9 protein-coding genes are annotated in these 10525 nt (G+C 58.2%); 5 read left to right on the forward strand and 4 right to left on the reverse strand.

Translation table 11 applies throughout. The features are described from left to right. The 3 genes from IRZ24_RS11370 to IRZ24_RS11380 form a co-directional block, all read left to right on the forward strand. A partial coding sequence (locus IRZ24_RS11370; RefSeq protein ID WP_297164103.1) for an ABC transporter permease occupies positions 1-1008 on the forward strand: 1008 nt, incomplete at its 5' end. Between the two features lie 2 nt (positions 1009-1010). After that, complete coding sequence (locus tag IRZ24_RS11375; RefSeq protein WP_297164105.1) at positions 1011-1961, forward strand: ABC transporter permease; 951 nt, start codon at positions 1011-1013, stop codon at positions 1959-1961. Positions 1962-1994: 33 nt separating this feature from the next. Further along, complete coding sequence (locus IRZ24_RS11380) at positions 1995-3647, forward strand: ABC transporter ATP-binding protein (RefSeq protein WP_297164107.1); 1653 nt, start codon at positions 1995-1997, stop codon at positions 3645-3647. A 284-nt stretch (positions 3648-3931) separates the two neighbouring features. Here the strand turns inward: IRZ24_RS11380 and cysS are convergent, their stop codons facing one another. After that, the gene (cysS, locus tag IRZ24_RS11385; protein WP_297164109.1) at positions 3932-5119 is read right to left on the reverse strand and encodes a cysteine--tRNA ligase; all 1188 of its coding nucleotides are present in this window, start codon (positions 5117-5119) and stop codon (positions 3932-3934) included. Further along, complete coding sequence (locus tag IRZ24_RS11390) at positions 5106-5900, reverse strand: TatD family hydrolase (RefSeq protein WP_297164112.1); 795 nt, start codon at positions 5898-5900, stop codon at positions 5106-5108. Before IRZ24_RS11390 ends, cysS begins: the two co-directional genes overlap by 14 nt. Positions 5901-6284: 384 nt before the next feature. Here IRZ24_RS11390 and IRZ24_RS11395 point away from each other — a divergent pair, with 384 nt between their 5' ends. Both IRZ24_RS11395 and IRZ24_RS11400 read left to right on the forward strand, forming a co-directional pair. Next, the gene (locus IRZ24_RS11395; RefSeq protein WP_297164114.1) at positions 6285-6698 is read left to right on the forward strand and encodes a hypothetical protein; all 414 of its coding nucleotides are present in this window, start codon (positions 6285-6287) and stop codon (positions 6696-6698) included. Positions 6699-6846: 148 nt separating this feature from the next. Then, positions 6847-7731, forward strand: a complete 885-nt coding sequence (locus tag IRZ24_RS11400; protein ID WP_297164117.1) for a 4-hydroxy-3-methylbut-2-enyl diphosphate reductase — start codon at positions 6847-6849, stop codon at positions 7729-7731. A 300-nt stretch (positions 7732-8031) separates the two neighbouring features. Here IRZ24_RS11400 and IRZ24_RS11405 read toward each other — a convergent pair whose 3' ends face one another. Together IRZ24_RS11405 and IRZ24_RS11410 are read right to left on the reverse strand one after the other, a co-directional pair. Then, positions 8032-8871, reverse strand: a complete 840-nt coding sequence (locus IRZ24_RS11405; RefSeq protein WP_297164120.1) for a bifunctional 5,10-methylenetetrahydrofolate dehydrogenase/5,10-methenyltetrahydrofolate cyclohydrolase — start codon at positions 8869-8871, stop codon at positions 8032-8034. Between the two features lie 159 nt (positions 8872-9030). Continuing rightward, positions 9031-10239: an MFS transporter gene (locus tag IRZ24_RS11410; RefSeq protein ID WP_297164124.1), complete on the reverse strand. Its 1209-nt coding sequence runs from the start codon at positions 10237-10239 to the stop codon at positions 9031-9033. Between the last annotated feature and the right edge of the window lie 286 nt (positions 10240-10525).

Raw genomic sequence — 10525 nt, forward strand, 5'->3', positions numbered from 1 at the left:
CCGCTAATGATCGTGGCTGGCGCTCTAGCCGGGGCCGTCTGGGGTGGGATTGTTGGCCTGCTGAAGGCGTGGCGGGGTGCTCATGAGGTGGTGACCACCATCATGCTGAATTGGATTATTTTCTATATCAGCGATTGGCTCGTTTCGGGACCTCTGCAGGCCCCTGGTCAGGCCGATCAGACGCCTTCTATGCCTCCACAGACCAATCTCCCCAAGCTCTCGGTACTCTATAATCAAACCCTTGGCCATTTCCTTCCTGCCATTAACCAGCCCGAGCAGTACATTGTCGATATTAGCTTCCTCTTTGCTCTGGTGGCCCTGGTCGTCTACTGGTTCCTAATGACGCGCACTACCTTCGGCTACGAAACGCGTGTAGTCGGAGAGAATCCGCGGGCGGCCCAGTACGCTGGCATCTCGGTGAAGCGCAACGTAGTGCTAGTCATGACCCTGGCTGGCCTTTTCGCTGGCCTTGGCGGTACCCTCCAGTTGATGGGGCAGTATCCTTATGAGGTCATTGGCCAGGTGTTTCGTAATGATACAACGGGCTTCGACGCCATTGGCGTGGCCCTCCTCGGACGCATGACGGCCATTGGGATCTTTCTGGGCGCTTTGCTGTTTGGAGGCATGCGCCAGGGCGGCTCTCTGATGCAGCTCAAAGCTAACGTCCCGGGCGACCTGGTCTATATTGTCGAAGCTCTGGTTCTCTTTAGCATCGCAGTGCAGTTTCTCCCAGTGATACGCCAGGCTATCGTCAAGCGCTTTGCCGCAGCGCGTCAACCAACGGTGGTGGCCGCTCTTGCTGGTGGGGTCGTTGACCTGGATCAGCAAGCACCGGCCAATGGCGCGGGAACTCCAACCGATGATAACCAGTCACGACCTGAGATTGAAGAGTCTCACGGGGCTTCTCTGGCTGATCGCCGGCAGGGAGATCCTCAGCGGCAAGCTGCCCAGGAAGAACGTCAGACGTCAGCTCAGGAGCGTCAACATCAGCAGAATGGGGAGGCGTGAACGTGTTCTGGCCTATCTTTTTGCGCGTGATTACGTCGGGCGATCTCTGGCAGGCTTCCCTGCAGTTTGCTGCGCTCCTGCTGCTGCCGGCTCTAGGAGGAGTGATCTCGGAGCGCAGCGGGGTGGTGAACATTGCGATGGAGGGCATGATGCTGATCGGCTGCTATGTCAGTGTGGCCGTGACTCTGGCCAGCCATAATGTGCTGGTCGGGGTGTTAGCGGCCATCATGGCTGGTGGCCTGCTGGCCCTGGTGCATGGCGTGGTCTCGATTCATTTCAAGGCCGATCAGATCATTAGCGGCATCGCCATTAATGTCGCTGCCCTGGGACTGACCAATTACCTCAATATCGTGCAGACTGGTGGCCAGGGCATTCCCAGCCTTGCCTCTTCTCTCCGCCTTCCGATCCTGAGCTGGGGGCCGTTGGGGCAGCTTCCTTTTATCGGTCAGGTTCTCTTTCAGCAGAATATTGTTTTCTATCTCACGCTCATCATCCTGTTGGGCATGCAATTCCTGCTGTTTAGAACCAATCTGGGTCTGCGCATTCGCGCTGTCGGTGAACATCCCCAGGCCGCAGATACGGCGGGAATTCCCGTGCGGCTTCTTCGCTATGCCTGCGTGGTGAGCAGCGGCTTGCTCTCAGGACTGGCTGGGGCCTTTCTCGCTTTGGGTGTGGCTGGCACCTTCAATCCCAATATGACCGCCGGACGTGGGTTCATCGCACTCGCGGCGGTGGTTTTTGGGAAGTACACGCCGCTAGGGGCTGCCGGTGCCTGCCTGATCTTTGGTCTGGGTCTAGCACTCAGTGTGCGCCTGCAGGATACGGGAATTGATTCCAATCTGCTGGCCACCCTACCCTATATTTTGACTATCGTTGCTCTCATCGGACTGGTCGGGCGCACTGTGGCCCCGGCTGCTGATGGCGTGCCCTATGAGCCGGGCAGCGCCGAATAGCCAGCATTGCAAGCCCGAGGAGGTCAAGGAAGCATGCAGGAACAGGAGAAGGCGTCTCTTGCTCAGGTAGAGGAAACTGGCTCTGCTCTCTCGCCCTACGCGGTGGAGATGCGCGAGATCTGCAAAGCCTGGCCCGGCGTGGTTGCTAATGATCATGTGAATCTGCGCGTGCGGCGGGGTGAGATCCATGCCCTGGTCGGCGAGAATGGGGCCGGCAAGACAACCCTCATGAACATTCTCTACGGGTTGGTGCGCCCCGATAGTGGGGAGATTTATGTCAACGGTGAGCGCGTTCATATTAGCGGACCGCGCGACGCTATCCGCCTCCATATTGGCATGGTGCATCAGCATTTCATGCTCATTCCTCCTCTGACGGTGGCAGAGAACATTGTGCTGGGCCAGGAGCCGGGGGGATCGCTGGCTATCTATGATCGGCGCCAGGCCCGGGAGCTGGTGCTACAGCTCAGCGCCCGTTACGGCCTACCGATCGATCCTGATGCGCGTATCGAGAAACTCTCGGTTGGCTTGCAGCAGCGCGTCGAGATCCTGAAGGCTCTCTATCGGGCCGCCGATATCCTCATCCTTGATGAGCCGACTGGGGTATTGACACCGCAGGAAACATACGAGCTGTTCGATGTGCTACGCACACTCGCCCGCCAGGGAAAGACTATCATCTTTATTACCCATAAGTTGCGGGAGGTCCTCGAATTGACTGATCGCGTGACCGTCCTGCGGCGCGGGCGCAACGTGGGCGAGCTGGTGACTCGCGAGACCAATCAGGCCGAGATTGCCCGCTTGATGGTGGGACGTGAGGTGCTGCTGCGCGTTGAGAAAGGCCCAGCACGGCCCGGACCGGTAGTGCTGCGCGTGGAGAATCTGCATGCCCGGTCCGACCGTGGCTTGGAGGCGCTGCAGGGGGTCAGCTTCGAAGTGCGCGCCGGCGAGATTCTGGGCATTGCAGGAGTGGAGGGCAACGGCCAGAGCGAACTAGTTGAGGTTCTGAGCGGAATGCGTCGCGCCACGGCAGGCCGCATTACCATCACGCATGTCAGTGGCGAGCAGCGCGGCAAAACCTACGACATTACGCAGATGAATGCGCGGGAAGAGCGCCTTGTCGGAGTGGCACACATTCCCGAAGATCGGCGCGGCAGTGGCCTCGTACTCAGCGATACTATCGAGAATAACACCATTTTGGGGCGCGAACGCTGGCCACGCTTTGCCCGCGCGCGCTTCATCCTGCGTCTGCGCGAGATCGCCCAATGGGCGCGGCGCCTGGTGCGTGAATTCGACGTCCGCACACCGAGTACGCGGCTACCAGTGCGTGCTCTCTCTGGCGGTAATCAGCAAAAAGTCATTATCGCTCGTGAATTTGCTTCAGATCCGCAATTATTGATTGCTGCACAGCCTACGCGCGGAGTTGATATTGGTGCCATAGAGTTCATTCATCGACGCTTGATTGAACAGCGCGATGCTGGCAAAGCGGTACTGCTGGTCTCTGCTGAGCTGGATGAGATTCGCTCGCTCTCTGATCGGATCGCTGTAATGTACGAGGGCCGCATTGTGGATATTGTCACGCCGGAAGCCAGCGAGGAGGAGCTAGGGTTACTCATGACAGGTGGGCGACCAGCGCCCTCAGGGCCCCCGAGGGCGGAGCAGGCGCCAGCACCGGATGAGTCGATGAGCTGAAGCAGGGCCGGACCATCGACAATGGAGTCATCAGACTCCCCTCAGACGCCACGCTGTTCAGTCAGATCCGGCCCACCTGCCTGAGTGCCTTTCAGAGACACGAGGAGGTCAGTTTGCGCAGAGCGGCGGCGGGTTGACGCCGCTCTCCTTGGTGTCAGCCTCTGAAGCTGGCAGAGGCCTATTTGAGAGTGCTGATTCTCCCGACGCAGCGGGAAAAGTCAATTGAGGCTCGCTGTGACGGGGGTGGGCCAGCTCAGCCTGCGCGCTAACGCACGCTTCTTCCTTCAGCAGCGCAGGCCCAGCACGCGTAGCAGGCGTACAATTTCGGCGGCGCGGCAAGCATCGCGGCTAGCAAGGGCGGCTTGGCCAGCCTCCTGCAGAAACTGCACGGTCTCGGGCGTCTTCAGATCGTCGTCCAGGAGAGATTCAAAGCGGGCGCGCAACTCATTAGTACTCTCTGCCTGACAGCTCGCGGCTAGAGTGGCCACCTCCTCAAAAAGAGCAGCTTGCTGGGCAGCCAATTGCAGATCAGCGGGGAAGCACTCCCACGGCTGACGATAGTGGTGGTTCAGCAGCAGGAGACGGATCGCGTTCGCGCTATACTGTTTCAGCAGGTCGCTGACCAGGGTCAGGTTGCCCAGGGACTTGCTCATCTTCTCTCCCTGCTGATAAACCATGCCAGTATGCAGCCAATAGCGAACAAAAGGGGCCTTGCCGGTATAGTGTTCGGACTGGGCAATCTCACAGGTATGGTGAGGGAAGGCCAGATCAGCCCCGCCACCGTGGATGTCGAGCTGATCCCCCAGGTAGTGAAGAGCCATTGCACTGCATTCAATATGCCAGCCGGGGCGACCTGGTCCCCACGGACTGGGCCAGGCCGGCTCACCGGGGGCCTGGGCCTGCCAGAGAACAAAATCCAGGGGATCGTGCTTGCGCGGATCGTCGGGATAATTGCCGCGCTCGTTGGCCACCGCCAGCATGGCTGCGTAATCCTGGAGGCCAATAGCCCGCCCCAAAGCGCCGAAATCGGGATCGTGGCGCACATCGTAATAGACGCAGCCCTCACTTACGTAGGCATAACCACGCTCGATCAGTTTCTGCACCATCTCGATAATATGGGGTATCTCATCGGTTGCGCGCACGTAGAAGGTCGGGCGGCGGACGTTGAGCGCGTCCATATCGCGCAGGAATCTCTCAGTCTCGCGCCTGCCCAGTTCGTCCCAGGGCACACCCAGTTCGCGCGCCTTGCGCAAAATATCATCATCGATATCCGTAACATTCTGCACATAACGTACAGAATAGCCACGGAATTCTAGATAGCGGATGAGCGTATCGAAAGAAGCATAGGTAAAGGCATGACCCAGATGAGTAGTATCGTAAGGGGTCACCCCGCATACGTAGATACGCACCTTGTTCCCTTCGAGAGGGACAAAAGCTTCCACTCGCTGGGTGAGCGTATTAAACAGCTTCATGGCGTTCTCCAAGACCGAACAGGCGCGTAGCATTCGCCGTCGTAATCTGAGCGATTTCATCCAGGGTCAGGCCCCGGATCTCAGCTAGCTTCTGAGCGACGTGCTTCACGAAGAGTGGTTCGTTGCGCCTGGCTCGCAGGGGAAGGGGGACAAGATAGGGGCTATCGGTCTCGACCAGCACACGATCGAGAGGCACCATACTGGCGACCGCCGGGAGGGCATTGCCCGGACGGGTCAGTGGACCTGCAAAGGAGAGCATGAAGCCCTCAAAGGAAAGACATTCCTCAGCCTGGGCCACATCGCCTGAGAAACAGTGGAAAACCCCACGCAACCCCTGGCCATGTGCACGCAGTAGCTCAACCACGTCTTCATGGGCATCGCGCACATGGATGATGCAGGGAAGGCCACAGCTACGAGCAAGCTCCAAATGGGCATAAAAGACCGCCCGTTGGACATCACGCGGCGAAAGCATGCGGAAATAATCAAGCCCGAATTCGCCAATGGCCACAACCTCGGGCGCACGTGCCAGGCTGCGTAGCTGAGCCTCTACCTCCTCATTATAAGAGGTGGCCTCGTGCGGATGCACACCAACTGCGGCGAAGACCTGTCCTCGGTAGGTCTGGGCCAGTGCTAGCGCCGCGCGGCTCGACTCCAGATCGCAGCCGGGATCAATAATGTAGCCGATCCCCCCGGCGAATGCAGCACGCAGCACCGCATCGCGATCTTTCTGAAAACGGGGAGCATCGACGTGGGCGTGGCTATCAACAAGCAACCGCTGCATCCTTTCCTCTGTGAACAGGAAGACACGCAAAAAAAAGAAGGGTCGACGTTGGCTGGTTCTTTCTCTGTTCAAGAGCTTTCTTTAGTATAGTCTATCGTTGAAATGGATGTCAACAAGGCGGCAGCGATAGCAGGCGGGCCGGGAGCTTATGGTCCGACTCATCAGCGCCTCCCCAGCGGCTCGGCTCCTGGCCAGATCAAAGCGAGGCCGGTCGGAACCCTATAGAAAAATACGCTGGGGAGCCCCAGACAAAATCAGGTATTTACCTGATGCCTGCTCCTTTGCCATACGCTACGATAAACAGGAACATCTTGAGCCATGCTGTCAGAGCATGGCATCTGGCACTCGTGATCAAGAGGATGTTTCTGGAGGAGAGAGAATCGCATGCAGAATATCGCGCCACAGGTTGTATCAATTGCTGATGCGTGCCTGGGCGGCTTGCACGGTCGCTCTGCCCTGCTCATTGGACCTGAGGAGCTACGGCGGCCCTTTGTGCAGTTGCTCAAACAAGCCGGCATGCAAACGGTCTATGAGGAGGAGACTGCAAGCCACCTCGATAGGCTGCTACCACAGGTGCAACTGTTGATCAGCATTCCCGCTGTGACGCCTGCTGTTCCGCTCATCTCCGCGGCGGCCATCGCCCAGGGGTGTGGCAATCGCCAGATCCCCCTGATCATTCTGGACCTGGCGCGCAGCCCTTCTGTTGAAGAACTAGTCGGCCTCTTGCCTTTCGTCTGTCTTTACACGCCTGCCGACCTTCAGCGTATTCTCCGCAACAGCTGTGTTAAAGCAGGCTGACAATATGGTACCATAAGATAAGAATCGCTATAGCCAGCGTCGTCGCTTGATCGATCCTATCGATTGATCCATCTCTCTTTGAAGACCGAACAGAAGGAAAGCTATCTGTCTGCCTGCTGCCAGGCGCAGGGCAACGAGTGAGGGCGTCATGGAAGTGATCAAGATCTCTCCCCGCGGCTACTGCTATGGCGTCGTAGACGCTTTGCAGATTGCACGTCGGGCCGCCAAAGATCCAACCCTGCCCCGTCCGATCCATATCATTGGTCAGATCGTTCACAACCGTCATGCTATTGAAGAGTTAACCGCGCTGGGTATCATCACCCTAGATGGACCGAATCGTGCGGCGATCCTTGAACAGGTGAAGGAGGGGACAGTAATCTTTACCGCACACGGCGTCTCGCCGCTGGTCAAAGAGCGAGCGCGTGAGCGAGGCCTCTATTGTATCGATGCCACCTGTCCCGACGTGACTAAGACTCATGAGCTGGTGCGTGAGCTAGTGGCAGAAGGGTACTACATTCTCTACATTGGTAAGAAAGGGCATCCTGAGCCTGAAGGGGTTATGGGTGAGGTCCCAGGCCACATCAGCCTCATCGAAAATGAGGCTGATGTGGATGCGCTGCAGCTTACGCCCGAACAAGAAAAGAAACTAGCTATCTCGACACAAACCACACTCTCACAGTGGGACACGCAACGTATTGTCAACTATATCAAAGCCCGTTATCCCCATGTCAAAGTCTACATCGACATTTGCGCTGCCACCCAGTTGAGGCAAGAAGCGGTGGTACACCAGGCCAAGGGGGCCGACCTGACCATCGTAGTAGGTGACCCTCGTAGCAACAATACCAATCGTCTGGTTCAGGTCTCGGAAGAGCTGGCCGGTGTGCCTGCTGTACGCATTGAGGATCTCTCGGAGCTGAAACTAGAATGGCTTAAGGGCAAGAAGCGCGTAGCAGTGACGGCTGGCGCCTCTACACCTAGCCAGATTACACGCGAAGTAATTCGCTTTCTGGAGCAATACGAACCAGAAGCGTAACAACAGCGAAGCAACCGCCAACCAATCAGACAGGCAAGGGAACGCACAGTAGAACCAGACTGACTATCCCTATCCCAGTCCTCGCACCGGCGCTGGTCCGCTGGCCTTTCCCCAGCTTGTCGCCCCTGAGTTGCTGGGCTGGCTATTAGCTGAGGAAGCAGATGGCTCAAGACCAGGCTAAGGCTTTGACAGCCTGGCCTGGCTTGGCCAGGGGGCGAGCCAGTGCAGGGCTGGCCTACTTAGGGTCAAGCTGAGAGTCAGCGTCTTCTTCCTCTCTCCCTCGGCCTGCCCCTGGCGCCCTCACTGCGGGCCAAGCAGCGTATGGCGGATCAGCATAAGATGAGTGAGAGGACCAAGACCGCCGGGCACCGGTGTCAGGAATGAGGCCACGCGGGCCACGCTCTCACTGTCAACATCGCCGACCACCTTTCCATCAACCGTCGTAATACCGGCATCCAGCACCACGGCCCCTGGCTTGACCATCTCGCCAGTAATCAGGCCGGGCCTGCCAGTGCTCACTACCAGGATATCCGCACTGCGCGTGATCTCAGGCAGATCGCGCGTCTGAGAATGACAGATTGTGACCGTGGCATCCTCGCGCATCAGAGCCAGAGCAATCGGCTTACCTCCAACATTGCTGCGTCCGACAATGACCGCGTGCTGCCCGGCCACACGGATGCCAGCCTCACGCAGCACTGTCAGCACCACATCGGCGGTCGAAGGGATAAAGCTGGGAAAGCCAAGCAGGAGATTACCGGCATTGCGCGGTCCCAGACCGTCGACATCCTTTTCTGGCTTCAGCACTTCGGTCACCACGCGCTGGCGAATATGCTCCGGCAGTGGCAGCAGCAAGACAATCCCGTCAGTCGTGGGGGCCTCACTTAGCATCGCTACCTCGGAGCGAATCTCCTCCTCGTCCACCTCGTATGGATAGGCCAGCGTTACGCAGCTCAGACCAAGGCGACGACAGGAGCGCACAAGCTGGCGACTGTATACCTCAGCCGCGGGATCACGTCCTATGAGAATCTGCGCCAGGCGCGCCGAGCGACGGTGCTGCTTGCGAAACTCGGCAGCCTCCTGCTGTAGCTCAGCCAGCATGCGTTCCACCAGCGGGCGACTGTCGAAGATCGTTGCGGACATCAAGAAGCCTCCTTCCTCCACAGGCAAAGTCTCCTGGCGTCCATCATACCATAGCCGAGCAGGTCATGGAGCGCCATTCTGCCCCTATGATCACAGGCGCAGGGCAGAATGGCCGGCAAGTCAAGGAGAAGTCAGGCGAAGAAAAGTAGGAAAGCACTGTCAACTGTGCGCTGGCCGCGGCTCGGTGCGTTGCAACAGGAGCAGCAGAAGGATGCCAAGCGGTGCCAGCTCCAGGAAGCCCACGCCGGCGATAATACCTAGACGGCCCGCAATCAGTCCCACTAGACTGGGCAAAACGACGGAAAAGGGAGTGCCCAGACTCAGTAAGGCTCGCCCTGTGCCCGAGCGACCCGGTAGACGCTCATAGATTTGAGCGCGAGCCAACGGAAACCACCCGATCGAGCTGGCCCCGACAAGACAGAGCAGAAACCCCACCAACCAGAGCGAGCGCGTGAGCAAGAGAGCCGTCATAGCGCCCAAGGCTACCAGTGCAGAACCAGCCAAGAGCTGGCGCACGCTCAGCCCTAACGCTAGCAGCAACTCGCAAACCACGAGGCCAGCAAAGCCAGAGGCACTCTCAAATGTAATGAGGCTTTCCACCACATCATCGGCCAGATGAAGGACATCTTGAAGATAGAGAGAAACAAATGAACGATAGACCTCGTCGAGCATAACCGGCAAGGTGGCGATTACCACCCAGCCGAGCATGAAGGGATTGCGCAGCGCGGCTATAAAGCCTTCCACAAGCAAGCCTAGACGTGAACGCCTCCCCTCGGCGCGCTCCACTTGCGGAAAACGCAGAACGCAGGTCCCTAGAGCCACGACCAGCCAGATGGCCGCGGCCAGCCAGCAGAGACTTGCCCAGCCTAGAGCCAGCAGGGCAATAATGGTCACAGTCAACGGCGTCAGGAAATCGCCCAGATTGCCAATGAAGGCCAGGCGCAGCATTGTGCGCGTGCTCCGATGAGGATTCTCATCGATGAGCGAGGACTGAGCCGCCCCCAAGGCGATATCATTGGAGGGATAAAGCAAAGCAAAGGCGAGCAGGATCACCGCGAACGAGTGAGCCAAGCCAGCCAACACGAACGAGCCGGAGAGCACCAGCAGCCCGCCGATAACCCAAATCTTTTTCGTCCTCCCCAGGTCGCTAAGCACATTGCTCAAAGGCTCCAACACCATCGACATAACTGCACCAAGCGTGAAGAGCAGCCCGATCTGTGTATAGCTCATGGGAACCTGATGGCGCAACAGGGGCAAACCGATCGTGGGGATACCCGAGAGCATCTCCTCCAGCAGGGTGATGCTAAACAGAGTGAGCCGCAGAGGAGAGAGGGAGAAACGGCCAGGCAAGGCCCGCGAAAAGAGCATGGAGCCTCCTTTCGTCTCTGGTCAGCTACCTACACGCGGCCTAAATCGGTTGCTCAACAGAGGCATGGCCATCGTGGACGCGGCCCGCGTAGGGGCGCTGGCCATCTAACCTTACTGCCGGCCCGAGCCATCATGCCGGCTGGGCGGCTAATGTGTCTAGAATTTTCTTGCTACCATTTATTATAGCTAAACATTCAAATATACTCAATGCACATAGCAAGCGAGCAGTATTATAGAGATATCTTGTGCAACAAGATATCTCTGAGAGCTGGGGGAGGAAGGGGAG

Origin of the sequence: Thermogemmatispora sp., from assembly GCF_019683755.1 — a bacterium.
Taxonomy (GTDB): Bacteria; Chloroflexota; Ktedonobacteria; order Ktedonobacterales; family Ktedonobacteraceae; genus Thermogemmatispora.

Excerpts from the sequence above, each read along its gene's own strand:
- IRZ24_RS11380 (WP_297164107.1), top strand. The coding sequence starts at position 1,995 with ATGCAGGAACAGGAGAAGGCGTCTCTTGCTCAGGTAGAGGAAACTGGC.
- cysS (WP_297164109.1), bottom strand. The coding sequence starts at position 5,119 with ATGAAGCTGTTTAATACGCTCACCCAGCGAGTGGAAGCTTTTGTCCCT.
- IRZ24_RS11390 (WP_297164112.1), bottom strand. The coding sequence starts at position 5,900 with ATGCAGCGGTTGCTTGTTGATAGCCACGCCCACGTCGATGCTCCCCGT.
- IRZ24_RS11395 (WP_297164114.1), top strand. The coding sequence starts at position 6,285 with ATGCAGAATATCGCGCCACAGGTTGTATCAATTGCTGATGCGTGCCTG.
- IRZ24_RS11400 (WP_297164117.1), top strand. The coding sequence starts at position 6,847 with ATGGAAGTGATCAAGATCTCTCCCCGCGGCTACTGCTATGGCGTCGTA.
- IRZ24_RS11405 (WP_297164120.1), bottom strand. The coding sequence starts at position 8,871 with ATGTCCGCAACGATCTTCGACAGTCGCCCGCTGGTGGAACGCATGCTG.
- IRZ24_RS11410 (WP_297164124.1), bottom strand. The coding sequence starts at position 10,239 with ATGCTCTTTTCGCGGGCCTTGCCTGGCCGTTTCTCCCTCTCTCCTCTG.